21 protein-coding genes are annotated in these 23344 nt (G+C 35.5%); 14 read left to right on the top strand and 7 right to left on the bottom strand.

Annotation, left to right across the window (positions count from 1 at the left end; genetic code table 11):
- The first annotated feature begins 79 nt into the window (after positions 1 to 79).
- From LZQ00_RS15135 to LZQ00_RS15125, 3 genes are all read left to right on the top strand, one after another.
- Positions 80 to 1291 carry an alanine dehydrogenase gene (locus LZQ00_RS15135; protein WP_234510100.1) on the top strand — a complete coding sequence of 404 codons (1212 nt, stop codon included), beginning with the start codon at positions 80 to 82 and terminating at the stop codon, positions 1289 to 1291.
- A gap of 3 nt (positions 1292 to 1294) precedes the next feature.
- Positions 1295 to 2146: an alpha/beta hydrolase gene (locus LZQ00_RS15130; RefSeq protein ID WP_234510099.1), complete on the top strand. Its 852-nt coding sequence runs from the start codon at positions 1295 to 1297 to the stop codon at positions 2144 to 2146.
- 139 nt (positions 2147 to 2285) lie between these two features.
- A complete protein-coding gene (locus tag LZQ00_RS15125; RefSeq protein WP_234510098.1) occupies positions 2286 to 2798 on the top strand; it encodes a TlpA family protein disulfide reductase in 513 nt (170 codons plus the stop codon).
- On the opposite strand, the gene LZQ00_RS15120 is transcribed toward LZQ00_RS15125, so the two are convergent.
- From LZQ00_RS15120 to LZQ00_RS15110, 3 genes are all read right to left on the bottom strand, one after another.
- Entirely contained in the window at positions 2788 to 3828 is a 1041-nt protein-coding gene (locus tag LZQ00_RS15120; RefSeq protein WP_234510097.1) for an ABC transporter ATP-binding protein, read from the bottom strand. The two genes, LZQ00_RS15125 and LZQ00_RS15120, sit on opposite strands and share 11 nt — an antisense overlap.
- Before the next feature lie 218 nt (positions 3829 to 4046).
- Positions 4047 to 4457: a tRNA (adenosine(37)-N6)-threonylcarbamoyltransferase complex ATPase subunit type 1 TsaE gene (gene tsaE, locus LZQ00_RS15115; RefSeq protein WP_234510096.1), complete on the bottom strand. Its 411-nt coding sequence runs from the start codon at positions 4455 to 4457 to the stop codon at positions 4047 to 4049.
- A gap of 13 nt (positions 4458 to 4470) precedes the next feature.
- Positions 4471 to 6024, bottom strand: coding sequence for a bifunctional response regulator/alkaline phosphatase family protein (locus tag LZQ00_RS15110; RefSeq protein ID WP_234510095.1), 1554 nt, complete (start codon positions 6022 to 6024; stop codon positions 4471 to 4473).
- A 289-nt stretch (positions 6025 to 6313) separates the two neighbouring features.
- Here LZQ00_RS15110 and LZQ00_RS15105 point away from each other — a divergent pair, with 289 nt between their 5' ends.
- The 7 genes from LZQ00_RS15105 to LZQ00_RS15075 all read left to right on the top strand — a co-directional run bounded on the left by LZQ00_RS15105 (position 6314) and on the right by LZQ00_RS15075 (position 12789).
- Complete coding sequence (locus tag LZQ00_RS15105) at positions 6314 to 7564, top strand: HD domain-containing protein (protein ID WP_234510094.1); 1251 nt, start codon at positions 6314 to 6316, stop codon at positions 7562 to 7564.
- Positions 7565 to 7597: 33 nt separating this feature from the next.
- Positions 7598 to 8641, top strand: a complete 1044-nt coding sequence (gene lpxD / locus LZQ00_RS15100) for a UDP-3-O-(3-hydroxymyristoyl)glucosamine N-acyltransferase (RefSeq protein ID WP_234510093.1) — start codon at positions 7598 to 7600, stop codon at positions 8639 to 8641.
- A 39-nt stretch (positions 8642 to 8680) separates the two neighbouring features.
- Positions 8681 to 10075: a bifunctional UDP-3-O-[3-hydroxymyristoyl] N-acetylglucosamine deacetylase/3-hydroxyacyl-ACP dehydratase gene (locus LZQ00_RS15095; protein WP_234510092.1), complete on the top strand. Its 1395-nt coding sequence runs from the start codon at positions 8681 to 8683 to the stop codon at positions 10073 to 10075.
- 8 nt (positions 10076 to 10083) lie between these two features.
- Positions 10084 to 10872, top strand: a complete 789-nt coding sequence (gene lpxA, locus LZQ00_RS15090; protein WP_234510091.1) for an acyl-ACP--UDP-N-acetylglucosamine O-acyltransferase — start codon at positions 10084 to 10086, stop codon at positions 10870 to 10872.
- A gap of 11 nt (positions 10873 to 10883) precedes the next feature.
- Positions 10884 to 11507 carry an ATP-binding cassette domain-containing protein gene (locus LZQ00_RS15085; protein WP_234510090.1) on the top strand — a complete coding sequence of 208 codons (624 nt, stop codon included), beginning with the start codon at positions 10884 to 10886 and terminating at the stop codon, positions 11505 to 11507.
- A 76-nt stretch (positions 11508 to 11583) separates the two neighbouring features.
- Positions 11584 to 12144, top strand: a complete 561-nt coding sequence (gene efp, locus LZQ00_RS15080) for an elongation factor P (protein WP_234510089.1) — start codon at positions 11584 to 11586, stop codon at positions 12142 to 12144.
- Positions 12145 to 12219: 75 nt separating this feature from the next.
- A complete protein-coding gene (locus LZQ00_RS15075) occupies positions 12220 to 12789 on the top strand; it encodes a 5-formyltetrahydrofolate cyclo-ligase (RefSeq protein ID WP_234510088.1) in 570 nt (189 codons plus the stop codon).
- A 32-nt stretch (positions 12790 to 12821) separates the two neighbouring features.
- Here LZQ00_RS15075 and LZQ00_RS15070 read toward each other — a convergent pair whose 3' ends face one another.
- Positions 12822 to 14114, bottom strand: a complete 1293-nt coding sequence (locus tag LZQ00_RS15070) for an HAD-IB family phosphatase (protein ID WP_234510087.1) — start codon at positions 14112 to 14114, stop codon at positions 12822 to 12824.
- 3 nt (positions 14115 to 14117) lie between these two features.
- On the bottom strand, positions 14118 to 15098 hold the full coding sequence (locus LZQ00_RS15065; RefSeq protein WP_234510086.1) for an NAD-dependent epimerase/dehydratase family protein: 981 nt from the start codon (positions 15096 to 15098) through the stop codon (positions 14118 to 14120).
- Positions 15099 to 15207: 109 nt separating this feature from the next.
- Between LZQ00_RS15065 and LZQ00_RS15060 the strand changes: the two genes are divergently transcribed.
- Together LZQ00_RS15060 and LZQ00_RS15055 are read left to right on the top strand one after the other, a co-directional pair.
- Positions 15208 to 16392: a formimidoylglutamase gene (locus LZQ00_RS15060; RefSeq protein WP_234510085.1), complete on the top strand. Its 1185-nt coding sequence runs from the start codon at positions 15208 to 15210 to the stop codon at positions 16390 to 16392.
- Between the two features lie 44 nt (positions 16393 to 16436).
- Positions 16437 to 17771: a DNA recombination protein RmuC gene (locus tag LZQ00_RS15055; RefSeq protein ID WP_234510084.1), complete on the top strand. Its 1335-nt coding sequence runs from the start codon at positions 16437 to 16439 to the stop codon at positions 17769 to 17771.
- On the opposite strand, the gene LZQ00_RS15050 is transcribed toward LZQ00_RS15055, so the two are convergent.
- A complete protein-coding gene (locus LZQ00_RS15050) occupies positions 17768 to 18868 on the bottom strand; it encodes a DUF4407 domain-containing protein (protein ID WP_234510083.1) in 1101 nt (366 codons plus the stop codon). The two genes, LZQ00_RS15055 and LZQ00_RS15050, sit on opposite strands and share 4 nt — an antisense overlap.
- 176 nt (positions 18869 to 19044) lie before the next feature.
- Here LZQ00_RS15050 and LZQ00_RS15045 point away from each other — a divergent pair, with 176 nt between their 5' ends.
- Complete coding sequence (locus tag LZQ00_RS15045) at positions 19045 to 21156, top strand: M3 family metallopeptidase (protein WP_234510082.1); 2112 nt, start codon at positions 19045 to 19047, stop codon at positions 21154 to 21156.
- A gap of 153 nt (positions 21157 to 21309) precedes the next feature.
- Positions 21310 to 21627 carry a DUF6686 family protein gene (locus LZQ00_RS15040; protein WP_234510081.1) on the top strand — a complete coding sequence of 106 codons (318 nt, stop codon included), beginning with the start codon at positions 21310 to 21312 and terminating at the stop codon, positions 21625 to 21627.
- Positions 21628 to 21834: 207 nt separating this feature from the next.
- Here LZQ00_RS15040 and LZQ00_RS15035 read toward each other — a convergent pair whose 3' ends face one another.
- The gene (locus tag LZQ00_RS15035; protein WP_234510080.1) at positions 21835 to 23238 is read right to left on the bottom strand and encodes a nucleotide sugar dehydrogenase; all 1404 of its coding nucleotides are present in this window, start codon (positions 23236 to 23238) and stop codon (positions 21835 to 21837) included.
- Positions 23239 to 23344 lie beyond the last annotated feature (106 nt).

Here is a 23344-nt window from a genome sequence, read left to right as displayed (position 1 = left end):
GTAAAAGTATGAATTGGTTTAATTTGTTTTGCCTAGCTTAAATAAAAATAGTAAATTTAAAAAGTAATGAATAGAAGAAATGAGTGATTTAAGTAAATTGGCAAGTCAGGCAATGATGCAGCCTCAAGAGACTTTATTAGCGACCGCTTCCCGAGAAAAAAGATTATATATTGGGATACCAAAAGAAATTGCATTTCAGGAAAGAAGAATTTGTTTAACACCTTTGTCTGTCGGTCTTTTAGTAGAGAATGGGCATGAGGTTGTTATTGAGACTGGGGCTGGGACTGGTTCCAATTTTTTAGATCATCATTACAGTGAGCAGGGGGCTCGGATTGTTTCTTCAAGAGAAGAAGTATATCAGGCAGATTGTATTGTGAAAATATGTGCCCCCACTTTAGGAGAAGTAGAAATGATGAAGAATAATCAAATTTTGATGTCTTCACTCCAACCTTCTCTCTTGGAATTACCCGTTCTCCACGCGCTTATTCAAAAAAAGATCACGGCTTTATCTTATGAATACTTACGGGACGAAGGTGGCTGCCTGGCTGTTGTTCGCGCCATGAGTGAAATTGTAGGTGCCACATCTACACTGATTGCTTCAGAATATTTAAGCAATAGTTTTGGTGGTAAAGGGCTTATGTTGGGCGGAATAACTGGTGTACCACCTACAGAAATGGTTATTATTGGAGCGGGAAGCGTTGGAGAATATGCTGCACGAACGGCAATTGCCTTAGGTGCACAAGTAAAGGTCTTTGATAACTCAATTTATAAGTTAAGACGGTTACAAAATAATTTAGGTAGTCGAGTTTATACATCCATTATACAGCCTACGATTTTAAATAAGGCGGTGAAAGGATGTGATGTGGTAATTGGTGCTTTGCGTTCAAAAAATGGTCGGACTCCCTGTGTAATCTCAGAAGAAACTGTTTCTGAAATGAAACCAAACTCTGTTATTATTGATGTCAGCATAGATCAAGGAGGATGTTTTGAGACATCTGAAATAACATCGCATGATACACCAACTTTCAGGAAGTATGATGTTATTCACTACTGTGTCCCTAATATCGCATCTCGTGTTGCACGATCTGCTACGTATGCTTTGACGAATATATTTACACCAATATTATTAGATATTGCGGAGCAAGGAGGTGTTAAAAACGTGATATGGAAAAATGCTGGAATTAGATGTGCCACGTATTTGTATCAAGGAATATTAACAAATAAGGATATTGCATCCAAATTTGATATGACCGCTAAAGACTTAGACTTGATTATTGTGACCAGTTTGTAGCCGATGAAATTCCCTTTAATGATTGTTTTATTTTCACTTATTTTTCAGACTTCTACGCAAGAAAGGTTAGCCTTATATCAAGATGAGATCCCAAATGCTATTCGGAAAGATACCGCAAAATATAATGCTAATATTCCCGAACTATTTGTTTATAAACCCAATGATAAGAAAGGTAATGGTTTTGGCGTATTGATTATTCCTGGTGGAGGATATGCGCATATCGCAATGGACCATGAGGGACACGATGTGGCAAAGAAATTGACTCAGGCAGGGTTTACGGCTTTTGTACTTAAATATAGATTACCATCGCCTAATATCATGGTCGATAAAAGTATCGGTCCAATACAAGATGCACAACGTGCCATGCAGCTCATTCGAAGCAATTTTCCGTCATTAAGTAAAGTTGGCGTAATTGGTTTTTCTGCTGGTGGTCACCTGGCGTCTACGCTCATTACGAAATCTGATCACCCCTTTATTGCCAACCCGGATCACTTATCTTTAGCACCGGATTTTGCAGGATTGATTTATCCCGTTATTTCGATGACTGATGCTGTTACCCATAAAGGGTCTAAATTAAATTTGTTAGGAGAAAATGCTTCTTTGGAAAAAGTAAATGAATTTTCTGCTGAAAAGAATGTAAACAAAGACGTTTGTCCTGTATTTTTTGTTCATGCAAAAGATGATAAAACAGTTCCTATTGAGAACAGTTATTTAATGATGCGAGCACTTGATCAGGTGCACGTTAAAAATAAATTGTTAACCTATGAAGAAGGAGGACATGGTTTTGGTTTGTTTAATAAAACAAGTTCAGTTGCTTGGCTGGATAGCTTTATCGATTGGACGAATCGCTTATAAAACAGATAGAAATAACCATCATATACCTAACGTTAACAAACTGTGATGAATATTCGACTTATGGTAGCTTCTCACGATTAAAGAACAAACTGAGTTCATTTATGCCGTTGAAAACATACACTTGTAAATAATTATTCTGATGAAAAATATTTTAGGTCTTATTTTTAGCTTCTTGTTTTTTGTAGCAGAAGCACAGATACCAGAAAGTGGGTGGAAAGTAAAGTTGAATGAACCATCTCCTGCATTCGTGGTTCCGAAAAAGAATGGGGAACAGATCACTAACATTGATTTGAACGGAAAGGTTGTATTACTTAATTTTTTTGCCACATGGTGTCCTCCGTGTAGAGAAGAGTTGCCTAGGTTGCAAAAAGAGATTTGGGAAAAATATAAAGACAATCCAAAATTCGCATTATTAGTATTGGCTCGTGAAGAAAATTGGGAAAAGATTGAACCTTTTGTGGCTAAGCATGCGTTTTCTTTACCAATTTATCCCGATTTAAAGCGAGGTGTATTTGGTCTTTTTGCAGAACAAGGGATCCCTCGAAATGTCATTGTAGATACTAAAGGTAATATCGTTTATCAATCCGTTGGCTACGAAGAAAAAGAGTTTAATAAACTGATTTCATTCTTGGATGCTTTGCTTAAAGACTGATATAATGATTGGTCGTGATCTGTACAAATGTACCGATTGGAGGTAAAATAGGAGCCATACTAATAGCATGCAAGTGTACATCATGACCAACAATGACTAATTCATTGTAAAATCCCCTATAACGAATGTCTATCAATTGAAAATCATTGTTCCCATTCGAAGGGGCAACAGTTAACCACTCTTGGTGAATGATGATTGTCGAATCACTCTGGATATTCAATCGCTTGGCTTGTTCGCTATTTAGAATATTACTTTTTGCCAATAATTGTGCTGTATAAGCATTCGTCGGTTTTTCGTAAAGCTCACGTGGATGACCTTGACCTAATATATGACCATTTTTCATGACAATTAGATCGTCTGCTAGCGCCAAAACTTCTGTTGGGTCATGAGAAACAAGTATAATTGTAAGGCCTGTCTCTAACACAATTTGTTTAATGTCTTGCTGTAAAGTATCTCTAAAGGATGCGTCTACCTGATTGAAAGGTTCATCCATTAATAAAACTTGCGGATCATTAACTAAAGCTCTAGAAATGGCTACACGTTGCTTTTCTCCACCACTAATATCTGCAATTCTTTTTTTTGCCAGATGATCAATACGTAATCTTTTTAAAATTGCTGAAGTTTTATCGTGTTTAGCTTCTAAGTTGGTGTTCGGTAATTGTGAGGCAACATTGTCCCAAACATTTGCAAATGTATTCAAATCATCAAATCCTTGTGAAACGAGTTTCATTTCCTGATGACCAGGTATTAGTTTATCTTTTCTTGTAGGAACCAGCCATCCTTTGTACCGAACTTCTCCGGTTGACGGTTCCAAAAGGCCATAAATCAATCTCAATAATGTACTTTTTCCACTTCCAGATTCACCAATAATAGCGGTAATCTTACTCTTTTGTATGGCGAGATTGGCATCTTCTACAGCAAAAAGATCTGACTTTTCTGAAAAGCAAAAACTAAGATTTTTAATATTGATGTAGGGAAGTCCAAGGACCTCCTTATCAAAAGGTACGTATTGACAAGAAGACTGTAACATGTTGTGCAAATAAAAAAGCCGAACGTTTTAATTCGGCTTAAAAATAAGCAATTAATATTATTCTAGCTTAAAAAGCTAAAGTTAGTCAAATGTAAAACGATTAAAACGTCCTGACTGGGTTTATTTTAATAGCTTATTTGTTGACTAGTCGTTGTAAATAAGGTGAAGGAGCTGAAGTCAAGAGAAATAAATGCACAATCAGTTGCTTCGAGTGGAAACTATTTAATCGTTATTTTTCGACTGTTAGGCGAAGTAATTTCAATCTGAATTATTTTAGCATCCTCAGGTAATAGATTTGGTATTTTCTCAGGCCATTCTATAAAACAATAATTTCCTGAGTAAAAATATTCTTCATAACCAAAATCGTAAGCTTCTTGCTCTTCTTTCAATCGATAGAAGTCAAAATGAAAGATCGGTCCTTGGGCGGAGCTATATTCATTAACAATAGAAAAAGTGGGACTTGATGTATTATCCTCGACTTGTAAAGCTTCACACAGAGTTTTTATAAAAGTAGTTTTTCCGGCTCCCATATTTCCATAAAACAGGAAAACGCGATCGCTTGGATATGACTGTAAAAGTAGTTTTGCAGCATGATTTAATTCGGACAGTTGATTGACTTCGATTATCATGCTGCAAAATTAATTATTTGGATGTATAAGTGGCAAAAGGAATAATCATTTCTTCCAATGATATTCCCCCATGTTGAAATGTTTCATTAAAATAATTGACAAATTGATTGTAATTATTGGGGTATACAAAATAAGAATCCTCCTTTGCGAATACAAAACATGAACTCATATGTAGTTTTGGTAATTGTGCATCATGTGGGTTTTTGATTAGGAATACGTCCTTATCAATAAAGTTCAAATTTTTACCTTGTTTATACCGTAAGTTTGTATTGGTGCTTCTATCGCCAACTATTTTACTTGGTTTTTTTACTTTGATTGTTCCGTGATCTGTTGTAATGATAACCCGTACGTTCCGTTGAGATAACCATTTTAATGCTTCAAATAGAGGCGAATGCTCAAACCAAGACAATGTTAAAGAACGATATGCAGCTTCATTATTTGCCAATTCACGAATCATAGCCATATCAGTTCTGGCATGAGATAACATATCGACAAAATTGTAAACCAAAATATTTAAGTTATTTTGGATTAGATTACTCAGATTATCTACGACATCTTTACCTTGATCTAACGTCAATACCTTGGTATAAGAGTGTTTAATCGGTTTACGATAAATACGATTGATCTGATCTTCTAAAAATTTGTCTTCATATAAATTTTTACCTCCTTCATCCTCATCATTTTGCCACATTTTAGGGAATCTTTTCTCCATCTCTAAAGGAGTTAAACCACTGAAAATAGCATTTCGAGCATATTGAGTTGCTGTGGGCAGAATACTGTAAAAAGTATCTTCTTCTTCTAATCTAAAATAATCTGTAATCACTTCGTTAATTACCTTCCATTGGTCATAACGTAAGTTGTCAATCAAAAAGAAAAATGTGGGTTTATCTTCTGTTAATAGTGGGAATACTTTTTTCTTAAATAATTGATGGGATAAGATGGGAGCCTGATCTGGATTTTTCATCCAGTTAATATAGTTCCGCTCAATAAATTTTGAGAACTGTACATTAGCTTCCGACTTTTGCATGGTCAAAATCTCATGCATACCGGCATCTTCTAATTTTTCTAGAGAAAGCTCCCAATAAATTAGTTTTTTATAAGCTTCTGTCCACTGTGTGTAATTCAAGTCATCATTAAGGACCATTCCAAGACTTCTAAAATCTTGTTGATAAGCCATCGATGTTTTTTCGTTTACAAGTCGTCTATTTTCCGTTAGTTTTTTAATTGTCAATAGAATTTGCTTCGGATTTACAGGCTTGATGAGGTAGTCATCGATTTTAGATCCTATGGCATCCTCCATTACATGTTCTTCTTCGTTTTTAGTAACCAGCACTGTTGGAACAGTTGGGTTTATGGATTTTAAGATTGCTAATGTTTCCAATCCTGTTAATCCAGGCATATTTTCATCCAAAAACACAAGGTCAAAAATCCCTTCTTTGAAAGCTTCTACTGCATCGTTCCCGTTGTTTACTGTCTTTACCTTATAACCTCTTTCTTCAAGCAAAAGAATATGAGGTTTTAGAAAATCAATCTCATCATCTGCCCAAAGGATATGTGTTTTTTGCATATTATTTTATTTTTTATAATAAAAATGATTTTATTTTCAACTCTTTTATTATTCAACGAGTTATTTAAAAATCACTTGTGTTGTAGACTTATTTTTTTGAATCCATACGAACTTAAATAAAAATGACTCTATACGTATTCTTTTTAACACTTCTTAACGAGTAATCTAATATATTTGTGTTAATATTTTCCTCTAAGAAAAGGAAAAGAAGCTGGCTCAACTTTAATACATCTTAAAACAATGATATTGAGCTATTGTTTTGTGGCAATTAAAGTAATTCGTTCAAGATTTGAATAAGAAAAAAATAATAAATGATCCTGTTTATGGTTTTGTTTCCATTCCATCAGGTTTAATATTTGAGCTTATACAGCACCCTTATTTCCAGCGACTTCGGTATATTAAACAAGTCAGTATGACACATTTGGTGTATCCTGGCGCATTACATACACGTTTTCAGCATGCTATAGGAGCGATGCATCTCATGTCGCTTGCTATTGATACGCTAAAAGGAAAGGGGATCGAGATTAGTGTAGAGGAAGAAGAAGCTGCCCTTGCTGCTATTTTATTGCACGATATTGGGCATGGACCCTTTTCTCATTCCTTAGAACACACGATTATAGATGGGGTTTCTCATGAACTATTATCGTCTCTTTTAATGGATAGAATAAATAAGGAATTCAATGGTAAACTCGATTTGGCAATTACCATTTTTAATGATCAATATCATCGAAAATTTCTACATCAATTAGTATCAAGCCAATTGGATACAGATCGAATGGACTACTTGAATAGAGATAGCTTTTTTACAGGAGTATCAGAAGGAGTGATTTCATTTGACCGTATCATTACGATGCTTTATGTGATGAATGATGAGCTTGTGGTAGAACAAAAAGGTATATATTCTGTAGAGAAGTTTTTAATCGCACGTCGATTGATGTATTGGCAAGTTTATCTGCATAAAACAGTTATTGGAGCCGAACAATTATTGATTAAAATATTGCAGAGAGCAAAATACCTGTCCAGTATGGGTGTTGAGCTGTTTGCTACTCCAGCATTTCGCTGGTTTTTAACACAAAAAATTGATAAAGATAATTTTTTAGCAGAAGAGTCACACCTCAACTGGTTTACACGTTTAGATGATACAGATATTATGTCTGGGATAAAGACATGGACGCAACATGAAGATCCAATTTTAAGTATGATGTGTCAAAAATTAATGAGTCGAGATCTTTATCGTACTGTCATGAGTGATGAACCATTCTCTGAAGAATTAATGAATGAGGTATATCATCGTGTAAAAACATATTTTAAGCTAAAAGATGAGGACTTACAATACTATGTATTTACGCAAGCGATTCAAAACAGTGCTTACGATACTCATCATGATAATATCAAAATATGGATGAAGACAGGTGAAATTAGGGATATCACAGAGGCATCAGATTTGTCAAATTTAGAAACTTTGGCGAAAAAAGTTCAAAAGTTTGCCTTATGTTATCCAAAAGAGCTCGGATATATAGCAAATCCAGCTAAAAAATAATTAAAATATAATAAAAAAACATAGATTTGTAGCATGCAATTTACTGCTCAACAAATAGCATCCTTATTAAATGGATCAATAGAAGGAAATCCGGATATCGAAGTTTCAAATTTAGCAAAAATAGAAGAAGCTTCTTTGGGAGATTTATCTTTTCTATCGAACCCTAAATATGAGCATTTTTTATACGAGACAAATGCTTCAATTGTTATTGTTAATGAAGAGCAGCAATTATTATCTGCTCTTAAATCGACCTTGACTATCATTCGTGTAAAAAATGCTTATGCGGCATTTTCAACCTTATTAAATATCTATAATGAGGTGCGATTAGATCGAAAAGGCCGAGAAGAACCCTCATTTATTCATTCGAGTACTGAGATAGGAGAGGATGGATATATTGGCGCATTTGTTTATATTGGAAAAGACGGTAAAATTGGCAAAAATGTCAAGATTTACCCACAAGTTTATATTGGCGATAACGTCGTAATAGGAGATAATACGACGTTATTTCCGGGAGTTAAAATCTATCAAGACTGTATACTGGGCAAAAATGTGATTGTACATTCAGGAACTGTTATTGGTTCTGATGGTTTTGGTTTTGCACCCCAAGAAGACGGGACATATGCAAAGGTCCCACAGATTGGTAATGTGGTTATTGAAGATGACATCGAAATAGGAGCAAATACAGTTATTGATCGTGCGACTATGGGATCCACGATATTACATCAAGGTGTTAAATTGGATAATTTGATTCAAATAGCACATAATGTAGAGTTGGGTAAGAACACGGTAATTGCGGCTCAAACAGGTGTTTCCGGAAGTAGTAAAATTGGTGAAAACGTTGTCCTCGGAGGGCAAGTTGGAGTTGTTGGTCATATCAGTGTGGCCGATAGAAGTCAGGTGCAAGCGCAGTCTGGTATTAATAAAACGATAACAGAAGAAAACAAAAAATGGGCAGGTAGCCCTATTTTAGGTTATCAATCCAATATGAGATCGCAAGTAATCTATGCTAAATTACCTGATTTGGAAAAACGCATAACACAATTAGAGCGATTGTTAAAAGAAAAGTTGAAATCTTAAAGAACCGAAGGGTCGTTTTCGATTAAATATATGTTAGAAATGAATGTAAAACAAAGAACCATTAAACAAGATGTGGTTATATCTGGAGTCGGTTTACATACAGGTAAGACTGTATCGATGAAGATAAAGCAAGCTCCTGAAAATCACTGGTATAAATTTAAAAGAATTGATTTAGAAGGTGAGCCTGAAGTATTGGTAGATGCTGAAAATGTAACAGATACATCTAGAGGTACCACCATTTCAGAAAATGGAGCGAGTGTAAGTACGATTGAACACTTGATGGCTGCTTTAGTTGGTTTACAGATTGATAACGTATTAATTGAGATAGATGGACCTGAAGTGCCAATCTTGGATGGTAGTTCAGCAATTTTTGTTGAAAAGTTAAAAGAAGCAGGTTTTGAAGAGCAAGATGCCGATCGGGATTATTATGAAATACCGAGCAATATTCATCATATAGAAGCTGAACGTAAAGTCGAGATCATGGCCATGCCATTAGACGGATATCGCCTTACCTGTATGATTGATTTCAATTCTCCTGTTTTAGGAAGCCAACATGCAGCTATTAATACCATTGAAGATTTCTCAAAAGAAATCTCCTCTTCCAGAACTTTTTGCTTTTTGCATGAGTTAGAAATGTTGGTTGATAATGGATTGATTAAAGGTGGTGATCTGAGTAATGCGATTGTTATCGTTGATAAAGAAACTTCAGCAGAAGAGTTAAAAAAATTATCACATTTGTTCAATCGCAACGATGTGTCAGTAGCAAAAGAAGGTATTTTGAGTAATATTAAATTGCGTCATCAAAATGAACCTGCACGTCACAAGTTATTGGATATGGTGGGAGATTTGGCTTTAGTAGGTCGACCGTTAAAAGGACATGTTATGGCCGCAAGACCAGGACATGCTGCTAATGTTGCTTTTGCTAAAAAAATCAAAGAGCAGATCCGTAAAGATAAAAACACTAAAAAAATAAAGGTATACGATCCTAATATGACACCTGTCTATGACACGGTTCAGATTATGAAGATTTTACCTCATCGTCAACCGATGTTAATGGTTGATAAGATTCTAGAATTAACAGAAAATCATGTGGTGGGATTGAAAAATGTAACAATGAACGAAGATTTGTTCATGGGACATTTTCCTGGAGCACCTATTTTTCCTGGCGTATTGCAGATCGAAGCAATGGCACAGACAGGAGGTATTTTAGTATTAAATACTGTTCCTGATCCAGAGAATTGGTTGACTTTATTTTTGAAAATCGAGAATGCCCGTTTTAAAGTACAAGTAAGTCCAGGGGATACAATTATTTTCAGATGCGATTTAACGGAGCCTATCCGTAGAGGAATTGCAAAAATGAAAGGTGTAGCCATGGTAGGTGAAAAAGTTGTTTGCGAAGCTGAGTTAATGGCTCAGATCGTGAAAGTAAAATAATAGGAGAGATGATACAGCCATTAGCTTATATACATCCAGAAGCAAAAATTGCTCAAAATGTTGTTGTGGAACCATTTGCTACCATACATAAAGATGTTGTGATAGGAGAGGGAACATGGATTGGTTCCAATGTAACAATTATGGATGGGGCACGTATTGGGAAAAATTGTAAAATTTATCCAGGAGCGGTCATTTCAGGAGAACCTCAAGATTTGAAGTTTGATGGAGAGATTACAACTGCAGAAATTGGAGATAATACTACAATTCGTGAATGTGTAACAATCAATAGGGGTACAAAAGATAGATTTCGTACCGTAATCGGGAAAAACTGCTTGATTCAAGCGTATAGTCATATTGCACACGATTGTACCATAGGAGATTATTGTATATTTTCCAATAGCAGCACATTAGCTGGGCACATTACAGTAGGAGATTATGTTGTTTTAGCAGGAATGGTTGCTGTACATCAATTTTGTACCATTGGCTCTCATGCTTTTGTAACAGGTGGTACGTTAGTGAGAAAAGACGTTCCTCCCTTTATCAAAGCGGCACGTGAACCTATCTCTTATGCTGGGATTAACTCTGTAGGCTTGAGAAGAAGAGGATTTACAGAAGAACAAATTGCGGAGATACAAAATATATATCGCGTTTTATTTGTTCAAAATAGAAATCTAACAAAAGCAGCAGCCATTATCGAAGCTGAATTCCAAGCCACGGAAATTCGAGATGAAATCTTAGGTTTTATTCGTAACTCTAACCGAGGTGTTATTAAAGGGTTCAATCAAAGGGCTGTTTAATTACAGATAGTTTGAAGATTATTTTAACAGACGTAGGTCGACGCTATAATCGGGAATGGATTTTTAAGCATATTAATTATGAATTTGAATCCGGCCGATCATATGCTGTACTTGGACCCAATGGCTCAGGTAAGTCTACGTTGTTAAAGATACTTTCAGGAAGTTTAACTCCTTCTGCAGGAAACATTCGCTTTGAGTTGGATAACCGAAGTGTACCTGTTGAAAACATTTTTGAATATATTTCTATTGCTACTCCTTACGTTGAATTAATTGAGGAATTTACGCTAAGGGAGCAAATAAAGTTTCATTTTAAATTTAAGAAATACTTAGTTGGGTATAATGAGGAAGAAGTTGTTCGCTTATTAGGTCTTGAGAAAGCGATAGATAAGGAACTGAAATATTATTCTTCTGGAATGAAGCAACGTGTTAAACTCGCTTTAGCCTGTTGTAGCGATTCTATAGTTGTATTATTAGATGAGCCGACTAGCAATCTAGATACGGAAGGAGAAGAGTGGTATTTAGCATTGGTAAATAATACAAAACATGCTAATCGACTATTCATTATTTGTTCAAATCAAGAAAAAGAGTATATCTTCTGTGATGAAAAACTCTCCGTATTGGACTATAAAAGTTGATTATTTTTAGATTTCTATAAAAAGATTAGATTTCGTACTTTTGTAACTTGGAAAAATAACCATTAAAGTTTAAATCATGGCAAAGGCATCAGACGTTAAGTCAGGAAATGTTTTAAGATTCAACGGAGAGTTAGTCTCCGTTGAAGAATATATACATCGTACACCAGGAAATTTACGTGCTTTCTATCAAGCAAGAATGCGTAATGTTAAAACTGGAAAATTAGTAGAATACCGTTTTCGTGTTGACGAAAGTGTTGAAATTGCGCGTGTTGAAACAAGTGATTATCAATATTTATATGAAGAAGGTGAATTCTTCGTGGTCATGGATAATAGCACTTACGAGCAGTTTAATATCCCTAAATTTCTGTTCGGTACTTCGGCACGGTTCTTGAAAGAGGGTATGAACGTGATTGTAGCATTCGAAAGTGACGAAGCGATCATGGCGCAAGCTCCTAAAAATGTAGAATTAGAAATTACATATACAGAGCCTGCAGTAAAAGGAGATACTTCTACCAATGCATTGAAAAATGCTACAGTTGAAACTGGAGTAGAAGTAAAAGTCCCTCTTTTTATCAATCAAGGTGATAAGGTGAAAATTGATACACAAACAGGTGATTACATCGAACGTGTTAAGTAATATAAAGATTTAGGTTTAGGTTGATTATTCGGTCTTGTAAGCACCCAGCTTCAAGGCCGTTTTTTTTGTATTTATATGACCAAGGCTGAACTAAGGACATATTATCGGGATTTAAGATCTCGTTTGTCTGAGCAAGAAGAAGAGGAGTTAAACAATAGTTTATTCCATAATTTGAAAAAATTGAATTGGCAGCATGTGAAATTTTGTCATGTTTTTCTGCCAATATTGAAGTTTCATGAACCCAATACTTTCTTGCTGATTTCTTATTTCAGAGAAAACTTTCCTGATATTAATCTCGTTATCTCCAAATCGGATATGCTGTCACAGCAGATGACGCATTACGTGTATAATGACTCCTTAGTGTTGGAAAATAATAAGTGGGGAATACTGGAACCTGTAGAGGGAATCGCTATTAGTGAAACAAAACTGGATGTTGTCTTGATCCCCTTATTGATCTCGGATAAACGAGGAAATCGTGTCGGCTATGGAAAAGGATATTATGATCGATTTTTATCCTTATGTAGGTCTGATGTGAAGAAGATCGGTCTTTCATTCTTTGAACCTATCGATTTGATACAAGATGTTGATCCGCATGATATTCCTTTGGATATTTGTGTAACACCTCAAGAAATATATACGTATTAAAAATGAAAAGGAGCTTTAGCTCCTTTTCATTTTTAATATAATATCCGGAATTTAATTGTATTCTGAACCTTCTTAAGTTGCTTGATTAAGTCCTTGTCATATTCTCCTTCAATATCTGTTACCGCATAGCCAATATCTGACTTTGTCATTAAAAATTGCGAAATGATATTGATGCTGTTTTGAGCGTAGACATGGTTCACCTGTGCCATAATCCCAGGTACATTTTTGTGAATGTGAAGTAAGCGCGTTACATTTTTTACTCTAGGCAATAGCAAATTAGGGAAATTTCTACTCATATAGGTATCGCCATTATTGATAAAATCAGCCATTCTTCTCGGAATAAATTCCGAATTTCTTTTTTTATCTTTTTTATCATCAAAGACAACAATTCCCTTTGCGTTACAAATTTCTTTACTCAAATGACCTTTGGCATCTCCCAATACACCGATTGTTTTTAACTTATCCGCCTGCGCTAATTGTTCATCAGAAACTTTGATACCCTTACCTAAAAGAAGCATACCGACATCTTTTGTGTATTTGTCTTCAAAAGTATCTTTGATTCTTATGGAAAAACCATCTCTTTTTAGAATATGTGCCGCAATTTCAGGAACTTCACCAACAATGAGACAAAGGATACGATTTTTAGGATAAGAAATCGCTCTAGGTAAATTATTGACATAGAGAAACTCATCAAAGCTTGGCGTAATGAAGTCAGCCTTGTCAGTGACTGTTTTTCGTGAAATATTCTCCGTAAAAGCAAAGAACTTTTCAATAAGACCCGATTCTTTTAATTGAAAATCGGAATAACCATCTCCAATACCGTAGATCGTTCCATCAATTTTGAGCTCCTTTAAGAGTTTTACTTTACCACCTTCATCAGATAATGGATTAGACTCATCAAAACCAATAATATTATCGTTCTCATCAAATCTAAAGGTATTTGCATAGATGTTTTCTTTCTTGATGTTGTAGGGCGTAACTACTGGTGTAATAAACTCCTTAAATCCACCGGAAACAATCCAGGCAGTATCCGCATTTTTTTTAAAAAACTCTCTGTTTCTGGAAAACGAAGTAGAGACTTTCTTTTTAAGATGGACAATCAGTTTGTCAAGATGACTTCTGTTTGCTTGCAGTAATTGAACACGACCGGCTAACGCTTCGCGAAAAGAAAGTTTTCCTTCCATTGCAAGGTTTGTGAATCGTTCGATTTCAAGATAGATTTTTTCTCGATCAGGATGACCTTCAAGAGATATTTTTGCCAATTCATCCAATGCCTCTACTTGCGTAAAAGTGCTGTCAAAATCAATAATATAGTAATTCTTCACGGTTTAGTTTGTTTTATGCTGATTATATAAAATAGAGATTTCTTCTAAAGTTCTATCTAAAGGTTTATAGTTAAACGGTAAGATTTCTTGTAATTTTTCGGCTGAGTAGGCTAACTTCTCACTCGACGCTCTCGCACTATCTTTCGTGAGCGTAGACTTTTCATTTTTTATGGAAGCAACAAAAGTTGCGATTGTGGAAGCGATATTTAATAGCGTTGGTGATACTGCTATTTTAGGAGCTGTTCTCCCCATTATTGCACTCGCTTTCTCCAATAAATCTTTATTACTCAGATTAACATTATTAATAACAAAGCGTTCTCCGGAGATTGCTTTATTTTCCATCAAGCTACGCATAATCGTAGCAACATCTTCGACATCAACGACACCAACAGTACCAGTAGGATAATATTTTAAACCTTTGTTGACAAGTGAAAATATAGCCCCAGAACCGTTACTGCCTGCAGATGCACCGATGATAACAGATGGATTGACGATGACCGCATCTAGCCCCTCCGCAATACCCCGCCATACTTCCATCTCACTTTCATACTTGGACACCGCGTAATTTGAGGTTGTAGGATGATATTCCCAATAATCTTTCTCGTTAACTGGTGTTTGGGTTTTACTAGAACCCAAAGCTGCTACAGAGCTAACATGAACAAGTCGAGCCTTATGCTCTAAACATAGATTGACAATGTGTGAAGTCCCTTCAACATTTACTTTTTTCATATTTACAGCATCTCTTTTCTGGTAAGAAACAACTGCAGCGCAATGGTATACTTCTGTAATGTTTATGAAAGCCTCTGCTAACTCAAAATAGTCACAAATGTCAGCATCAATCCATTGAATGAGAGATGAAGATAATAGTTGTTGTGGAATAGTTGAATTTGAGCGTTTCAAAGCGACCACATCAATACCCAAATCAATCAATTGCTTGATTAATGTCGCGCCCAAAAAACCGGTTCCTCCTGTTATTAATATCACTTGATAAAGATAACGTTAAAAATAATGTTTTCAAAAGTAAGTTAATAAATGGATATTTGTCTAGGACAAGATTTTTAAATTTTGATTATACCCAATACACATTCATCATATGTCATTATCCGTTTTTTTTACACCAATTGCTACTCAAGAGTTCTTTCCTGAGGAAGGTTTCTTACGTTCTCAGTTAGGAAATGTTTTTCGCATTTATCAAGATCAATTCCCGACATGGGATAGAGAAGACAGGCCACAAGTAGCAATCGTGGGCGTAGAAGACGACCGTGCAGCCGTATATAATCAAGGCTGTGCAAAAGCTCCCGATGCTGTTAGAAAGCATCTTTATACGCTTTACCAAGGAGACTATGCTATAAATGCTGTTGACCTAGGTAATATCAAGGCTGGGGCAAGTTTGGCGGATACATATGCGGCGTTAAAGGCTGTCGTAGAAGAATTGTTAGCTGAAAATATCCTACCGATCATTATTGGAGGAGGCCAAGATTTGACATATGCCCAATATTTAGGGTATCAAAGCCGAGGACAAAAGATAGAAGTTGCTGTTGTCGATGCGCGCTTTGATCTCGATCAAGAAAGCTCCGAACAGGTGGAGTTGAATTCGAACTCCTATTTGAATCATATTATTCTACATGAACCTGATTATTTATTTAACTTAAATAATATCGCTTATCAGACCTATTTAGTAAGTAAAGAGTCGATCAATATGTACGATAAATTGTTCTTTAATGCCACTCGAGTAGGCGCTTTAGCAGGTCGTATGGATCAATCAGAACCATTGCTTCGAGCAGCAGATATGGTTAGCTTTGATATTGGCGCTATTCGTTCTTCAGAAGCTCCTGGAAATGCCAATGCAATGCCAAACGGTTTATATGGAGATGAAGCTTGTCAAATAGCACGATATGCAGGTATGTCAGATAAATGTTCTTCCATTGGCTTCTATGAGGTTAACCCTACTTTTGATCCTATGGAACAAACAGCGATGTTAGTTGCCCAGATGATCTGGTGTTTTATCGATGGTTTTTACAATCGTAAACAGGATACCCCGTTGTTTCCAAAATCTTCTTATATTATTTATCGGACTACCTTGGAAAATGAGGAGCATGAATTGGTATTTGTAAAAAGTAAAAAATCAGATCGATGGTGGATGCAAGTCCCTTATTTTGGTTCACGATCTGTCAATGAACGCTATCACTTGGTTCCCTGTCGTTATGAAGATTATCAAACAGCCGTGACTGGAGAGATGCCCGACCTTTGGTGGCGTACCCATCAGAAATTGCAATAATTTTAATGGTCTAATTGGACCATTTTTCATTTATAAAAGAACCTATGGAAACAGTATATATCATTATCGTCATTATTTTACTGATCGTGTTAATTGTGATTTCTTTAAAAAAGAGAGATTCTGGTCAACCCGATGGTCAGTGGCTTCAAGAAAAAGAACGATTATCAATTGAGCTGGCTAAAGCACAACAACGCGAACAAAGTCTACTACAAGAAAGAACAATGTTGCGAGAGGAATTAGAAAGAGAGCGCGAACATGTATTAATTGCCGAACGTTCTTTAGAAAGCACACGTTCTTTCTATAAGGCTCAACAAGATAAATTTCAAGAACAGAAAGTTGAGATTGCGGATATTAAACGTCAGTTTAATGCTGAATTTCAAGTGATCGCAAATCGAATATTAGAAGAGAAAACACTTCGATTTACAGAAACAAACTCCAAATCAATCGGGCTCATATTAGATCCTTTGAAGGAAAAGATTAAGCTTTTTGAAGAAAAAGTAGATAAAACCTACGCGCATGAAGCGGCAGAAAGAAATTCCTTAAAAGGTGTTGTGCAACAATTGATGGAGCAAAGTCTCAAAATTAAAGATGAGGCTATCAATTTGACTCGTGCACTAAAAGGTGATGCAAAAAAACAAGGAAATTGGGGAGAAGTTATTTTAGAACGTGTTTTAGAGCGTTCCGGACTTGTGAAAGACCGGGAATTTAGACTGCAAGCCTCAGTCTTGGATACAGAAGGTCGACGTATGCAACCCGATGCGATTATCGATTTACCTGAAAATAAACATTTGATTGTCGATTCAAAAGTCTCATTGGTCGCCTATGAACGTTGGGTAAATGCAGAAACGGATGAAGACAGAACCATCTTTGCCAAACAACATATACTCTCTATAGAAAATCATGTCAAGGACCTCTCTGCCAAGAATTATCATGCTTTATATGGGATAGAGTCACCAGAGTTTGTATTACTCTTCATGCCCATTGAATCTGCATTGAGCATGTCGGTTTCAGAGAAATCGGATATATTTAGTGATGCATGGGATCGAAAAGTCGTTATTGTTAGTCCTTCGACACTTTTAGCAACGTTAAGAACAATTGCCAGTATCTGGAAACAAGAACGCCAGACTCGAAATGTTATTGAAATAGCAAAAGAAGCGGGAGCATTATATGATAAATTTCATGGCTTTCTAACCGATATGGATCAAGTACAAGGTCAATTGCAAAGAGCTTTAAAAAGCCATGAAGACGCTTCCAAGAAACTGTCTTTCGGTTCTGGGAATGTCATTAAAAGAATAGAAAACTTAAAAAAACTAGGCGCTAAGGCGAGTAAACAAATTGACCCTAAATATTTAGATGAAGAAATAGAAGAAGAGGACTAAACCTCTTCTTCTATTTCTTCATTCATTTTTTTGAGTCTTTTATTTATGGAAATATCAATAGCTGCATCTTGTAATTTGTCAATAGCAGATTTTTCCGTGTTGACAAATGAATCAGACTCATATTCATCAATAGTCTTTTGATTACGGATAGCAGCATCATAGGCATCTCTGCCCGATAGTAACTTCACAAATACAGGTAAACATTCTAAGAAAATAAATAACAAACCAATGAAAGTAACAGCATTGTCGGTTGCCTGATCGATTTTACCATTTGCTTTAACTTTAAGATTGCCCAATGCAGAATTTCTGTCCGCAAAACCCGCTAAATTGACGGCACTATCCAGACTCGCATTCGATAGACCTTTTTGATTTAAAATTCCTTCAAACCGTTGTTTTTCACGTATCGTATTCTGTTTTTCAAGCACTCTACTTCGAAGTGTATCCAGATAAGCAGTTGATCTTTGTAACTCTAATTCTTTTCTCTTCGCATAAGGACCAAACCCAAGAACCCCAGAAGTTTCCGTCGTTTTATTACCAAAGATTTCATAATTCAATTTTTGACGATCCGTCTTTATATTCGCATCTAATGAATCTCTTTCAGCAGCTAAAGTCTTTAATTGATTGAGCTCAAAAGCATATTTTTTATTAAAAATGATATTCAAGGTATCAACTTTTGCACGTTCATTAGCTAAGTAGGTCGTTTTTAAATTCTCACGAATCTCTTTATCAAATATTTTTAATTCAAGAGGTCTAGAGATAACCATCCCGATCAAGATCGCAAGCAGAATACGTGGTAAAGCTTGTAATAGTTGGAAAAAGCCAGTTTTTGATTTATTGATGCTTAATACAATGTAACGATCCATATTGAAGATCATCAATCCCCAAATAATACCGAATACAATGGCTAATAACCAATCGAGTGATCCCCCACTAAAAACAAAATACATGGCATAGCCACCAGAAAGTGCAGCAAATAGACCAGTGAAGAAAATTGTAGCACCAATAGCGACATATTTATTAAGCTCTTGTGGATATTTTTTTAGCGTTTCTTCGTGTACACCAGCGCAGTACAAGAAAAAATGATTTACATTTTTCATTAATTAGGATTTATTTTCAAAGAGACAATAAAAAAACGAAAATTTTTAATTACCTCTTTGGTTATTACATTATTGTGATAAATATACAATACTTATTTTGATCTCCCTAAAACAGGATTACTTAGTCAAATATTTGTAACTTTGCCCAAATTATTGCGCGAATAAAAAACTATAGAATGAATAAAAAACGACTTTTGCCACTTTTTCTGATTGTGGTAACTGCCTTTGTTGGTTGTGAAGAAAAGAAACAAATGACGGATAATCCGCTATTATTAGCATATGATACCCCATTTAATGTTCCTCCTTTTGATAAAATTAAAGATGAACATTTTAAACCAGCCTTTGAGGAAGCTCTTAAGGTTCATAATTTAGAGATTGACACCATTGTAAACAATTCAGAAGATCCCTCTTTTGACAATACCATATTAGCGATTGAGAATGCCGGTAAATTGTTGAATAATGTATCGACAATATTCGATAATCTAAGTAAAGCGAATACCACTGATACACTGAATGCAATCGATAAGGAAATGGCTCCCCTATTAACGGCGCACCACGATGAAATAGCGATGAATAGCAAATTGTTTCAACGCATTAAAGCTGTTTGGAATAAGAAATCATCATTGGGCTTAGGTCCAGAAGACACAAAATTATTGGAAAACACCTATAAAGATTTTATCCGATCAGGTGCTAACCTAAAAGATAAGGATAAAGAGAAATTAAAAAAAATAAATGCTGAATTATCAAGTTTAACCGTTCAGTTCGGACAAAATGTGCTTGCAGAAACAAATGCATTTGAGATGGTTATTGATAGTGCTTCTCAGTTGGAAGGATTGCCAGAATCATTAAAATCAGCAGCAGCAGAGGAAGCTAAAGCAAAAGGTAAAGATGGTAAATGGTTATTTACATTACAAAATCCTTCTGTCATGCCTTTCTTGCAGTACGCAAAAAATAGAGAACTCAGAAAGCATATCTGGGAAGCTTACCAGATGCGAGGTAATAACGAAAATAAAGCCGACAATAAAGAGGTTTTACGTAAAATTGCTAATCTGCGTTTAGATAAGGCTAAATTATTAGGTTTTCCATCTTATGCAGCGTATGTTCTAGAAGAATCGATGGCTAAGAATCCGACGAATGTATATGCTTTATTGCATAAACTATGGGCACCAGCACTTAATAAAGCAAAAGGCGAGGCCGCGGATATTAACAAAGAAATCAAAGCTGAAGGTGGTACTTTTGAAGTCGCCCCTTATGATTGGAGATATTATACAGAAATCATTCGCAAGAAAAGATTTGCGCTTGATGAGGATGAGATTAAACCTTATTTTAGTTTGCCAACAGTAAGAGAAGGTGCATTTGCTGTCGCCAATAAATTGTATGGATTGACTTTCGTTGCCCTCAATAATGTGCCTGTTTATCACAAAGATGTGGAAGTGTATGAAGTAAAGGATAAAGATGGTTCACATTTGGGTATATTATATGCTGACTTTTTCCCCCGTGCATCTAAAAGTAGTGGTGCTTGGATGACATCCTATCGTAATCAAAGTAAAACGGAAGGAAAACGTAATGCACCTGTCATTTCTATTGTTTGTAATTTCACAAAACCTATCGGCGATCAACCTGCGTTATTGACATTTGATGAAGCAACGACCTTGTTTCACGAATTTGGTCACGCTTTACACGGATTATTGTCTAATGTGAAATATAGAAGTTTAGCGGGTACATCAGTACCTCGAGACTTTGTTGAATTACCTTCTCAAATCATGGAGAATTGGGCAGCTGATGCTTTGGTATTAAAAGACTATGCGAAGCATTACAAAACAAAAGAAGCTATTCCAGATTCTTTAATTGCTAAGTTGGAAAAAGCTGGAACGTTTGATCAAGGTTTTGCAACTGTAGAATATCTTTCCGCTTCATTGTTAGATATGAACTATCATGCTACAACTTCGCCAATCACAGGTGATATCAATGATTTTGAAAAGGGGGCTATGAAAAAAATCGGTTTAATAGATGCGATCATTCCCCGTTACAGAAGTACTTATTTTAAGCATATTTTTGAAGGAGGGTATTCTGCAGGATACTATGCTTATATCTGGTCTGAAGTGCTAGATTCAGATGCTTTTGCAGCCTTTAAAGAAAAATCATTATATGATCAGCCTACAGCAGCATCATTCCGCCGTAATATTTTAGAAAAAGGCGGTACAGGAGATCCAGCTGCCATGTATAAAACATTTAGAGGAGCAGATCCAGATCCTAAATATTTAGTAATAAAAAGAGGACTGAATTAACAAGATTCAAATCGAGAAAAGGAGCAAAAATATTTTGCTCCTTTTTTTTGCATTTATTCGAAAGATTTGGAATTAATTTCTATATTTGATTATTATTTATAATTAATCTAAATAAATATAGTGGTAAATATGTTTTAACTTTAAACGAATTATATGTGTCAATCAGTCATTCTCAGTCATAAAGGAAAATCTCATATTAGTTATTGCACAAAATGTAAGACATTTTATATCTGGCAAGATTCCTTTCTTTTGAGTCTAGGATCCTTACAATTTGAGTCATTTGTTGGTTCTGCAATGCGTAATAATGTAGCGGGTAATTATTACAGTTTTCCAGATGGAGATATGCGGGTATTGATTCAGACACCCTGTCCAGAAATTGTTTTTGTTTTTAATGAAGACGAATGGAATGATTTTTCAGATGCTCTTTCCGAATCATCTTATATGCAAGAAATCTATCAAATGATATCATAGGTAAAGATATAAAGTCCTGTAAGCCTTTTCCATTTTCTTCTTCTATTCTTCTAAAAGGTATTACAGGCACCAATAAAACCCGCTTAAATTTTTCGCAACAATTGTTGTGAAACTGTAGAGCGGGTTCTTTCTCGTCAATAAAGAACAAATTGACTTTTATAAAAAACGGGGTTGTCTAAAAAACAACCCCTTCTTATTGGTAATAAGCTATTCACCAATAGCATAATATTTAAAACCAAGATTCTCCAGATGCTTTCTGTTTAAAAGCTTTCTTCCATCGAACACAAAAGCAGGTCTCTTCATCTGATGTTTGATGGTATACCAATCGTAATTCTTAAACTCATCCCATTCTGTTAAAACAGCAATCGCATGCGCATCATTGCAGGCTGCAATAGGATCATTGACAATTTTTACTAAAGCTCTATTCTCTTCAGGACTTCTCGTATTTAAATAATCAAGATCCGCATAAATACGTTCTGCAGATACCTTCGGATCATAAATCGTAATCTCCGCCTGTTCGTTCAGCAAATAATCAGCAACATAGATTGCTGCAGATTCTCTGGTGTCATTCGTATCTTTTTTAAAAGCCCACCCTAAGAAGGTGATTTTCTTCCCAGAGACAGTATTGTATAAGGTTTGGATAATCCTATCAGCAAAACGCTGCTTTTGGTGATCGTTCATAATGATAACCTGATCCCAATAATCAGCAACTTCATTTAAACCATAACTTCTTGCAATATAAACGAGATTTAAGATATCTTTTTGAAAACAAGATCCACCAAATCCAACAGATGCTTTTAAGAACTTTGCACCGATACGTGTATCCATACCAATCGCTTTTGAGACTTCGTCAACATTCGCTCCTGTTTTTTCACATAATTCCGAAATCGAATTGATGGATGATACCCGTTGTGCTAAGAAAGCATTAGCCGTTAATTTGGAAAGCTCGGAAGACCATAAGTTGGTGGTCAAGATTTTATCATTAGGTACCCAATTTTGGTAAATATCAACAAGAGCATGAATAGCCTCTTGATTCTCACCGCCAATCAAAACACGATCAGGAGCTAACAGATCTTGAATAGCAGTACCTTCTGCTAAAAATTCAGGATTAGATAAAATATGAAAGTTCACCCCATTACCCGTATGGTCTAGGATACTTTTTAAGGCTGCAGCCGTACGCACTGGTAAAGTAGATTTCTCCACGACAATTTTATCGGTTTTCGCAACAGCAGCAATTTGACGAGCACATAGCTCAATATATTTTAAATCAGCGGCCATTCCTTTTCCCTTACCATAGTTTTTAGTAGGTGTATTGACCGAGATAAAGATCATGTCAGCTTCATCTATCGCTTTCTCTACATCTGTTGAGAAAAATAAGTTACATCCCCGAGCCTCAGCAACAATTTCCGCTAAGCCAGGTTCATAAACAGGTAGATTTTCTAAATTTTCATCATTCCAAGCCGCAATGCGGTTCGCATTGACATCAACAATCGTGATTTGGATATGAGGACATTGTTTCGCAACGACAGACATGGTGGGACCACCAACATAGCCAGCGCCAATACAACAGATTTTTTTGATATGAAATGACATAGCTTTATATTCAAGCATTTTTATAGTAGCACAAAAATAGTAAAATAATTAGTTTCGGTAGCAGGAATATAGATGAATTTCATGTTGGAAATGCTTATATAATTATTAATTTTACTTCTTATAA

Source organism: Sphingobacterium sp. SRCM116780 (genome assembly GCF_021442025.1).
GTDB lineage: Bacteria > Bacteroidota > Bacteroidia > Sphingobacteriales > Sphingobacteriaceae > Sphingobacterium.
Note: the sequence above shows the minus strand (reverse complement) of the source record. Positions and strands in the feature narration are given on the sequence as shown.

What these genes read in the sequence shown, in the direction of transcription:
- LZQ00_RS15135 (WP_234510100.1), top strand. Translation starts at nt 80, where the DNA reads ATGAGTGATTTAAGTAAATTGGCAAGTCAGGCAATGATGCAGCCTCAA.
- LZQ00_RS15130 (WP_234510099.1), top strand. Translation starts at nt 1,295, where the DNA reads ATGAAATTCCCTTTAATGATTGTTTTATTTTCACTTATTTTTCAGACT.
- LZQ00_RS15125 (WP_234510098.1), top strand. Translation starts at nt 2,286, where the DNA reads ATGAAAAATATTTTAGGTCTTATTTTTAGCTTCTTGTTTTTTGTAGCA.
- LZQ00_RS15120 (WP_234510097.1), bottom strand. Translation starts at nt 3,828, where the DNA reads ATGTTACAGTCTTCTTGTCAATACGTACCTTTTGATAAGGAGGTCCTT.
- tsaE (WP_234510096.1), bottom strand. Translation starts at nt 4,457, where the DNA reads ATGATAATCGAAGTCAATCAACTGTCCGAATTAAATCATGCTGCAAAA.
- LZQ00_RS15110 (WP_234510095.1), bottom strand. Translation starts at nt 6,024, where the DNA reads ATGCAAAAAACACATATCCTTTGGGCAGATGATGAGATTGATTTTCTA.
- lpxD (WP_234510093.1), top strand. Translation starts at nt 7,598, where the DNA reads ATGCAATTTACTGCTCAACAAATAGCATCCTTATTAAATGGATCAATA.
- LZQ00_RS15095 (WP_234510092.1), top strand. Translation starts at nt 8,681, where the DNA reads ATGAATGTAAAACAAAGAACCATTAAACAAGATGTGGTTATATCTGGA.
- lpxA (WP_234510091.1), top strand. Translation starts at nt 10,084, where the DNA reads ATGATACAGCCATTAGCTTATATACATCCAGAAGCAAAAATTGCTCAA.
- efp (WP_234510089.1), top strand. Translation starts at nt 11,584, where the DNA reads ATGGCAAAGGCATCAGACGTTAAGTCAGGAAATGTTTTAAGATTCAAC.
- LZQ00_RS15075 (WP_234510088.1), top strand. Translation starts at nt 12,220, where the DNA reads ATGACCAAGGCTGAACTAAGGACATATTATCGGGATTTAAGATCTCGT.
- LZQ00_RS15060 (WP_234510085.1), top strand. Translation starts at nt 15,208, where the DNA reads ATGTCATTATCCGTTTTTTTTACACCAATTGCTACTCAAGAGTTCTTT.
- LZQ00_RS15055 (WP_234510084.1), top strand. Translation starts at nt 16,437, where the DNA reads ATGGAAACAGTATATATCATTATCGTCATTATTTTACTGATCGTGTTA.
- LZQ00_RS15050 (WP_234510083.1), bottom strand. Translation starts at nt 18,868, where the DNA reads ATGAAAAATGTAAATCATTTTTTCTTGTACTGCGCTGGTGTACACGAA.
- LZQ00_RS15045 (WP_234510082.1), top strand. Translation starts at nt 19,045, where the DNA reads ATGAATAAAAAACGACTTTTGCCACTTTTTCTGATTGTGGTAACTGCC.
- LZQ00_RS15040 (WP_234510081.1), top strand. Translation starts at nt 21,310, where the DNA reads ATGTGTCAATCAGTCATTCTCAGTCATAAAGGAAAATCTCATATTAGT.
- LZQ00_RS15035 (WP_234510080.1), bottom strand. Translation starts at nt 23,238, where the DNA reads ATGCTTGAATATAAAGCTATGTCATTTCATATCAAAAAAATCTGTTGT.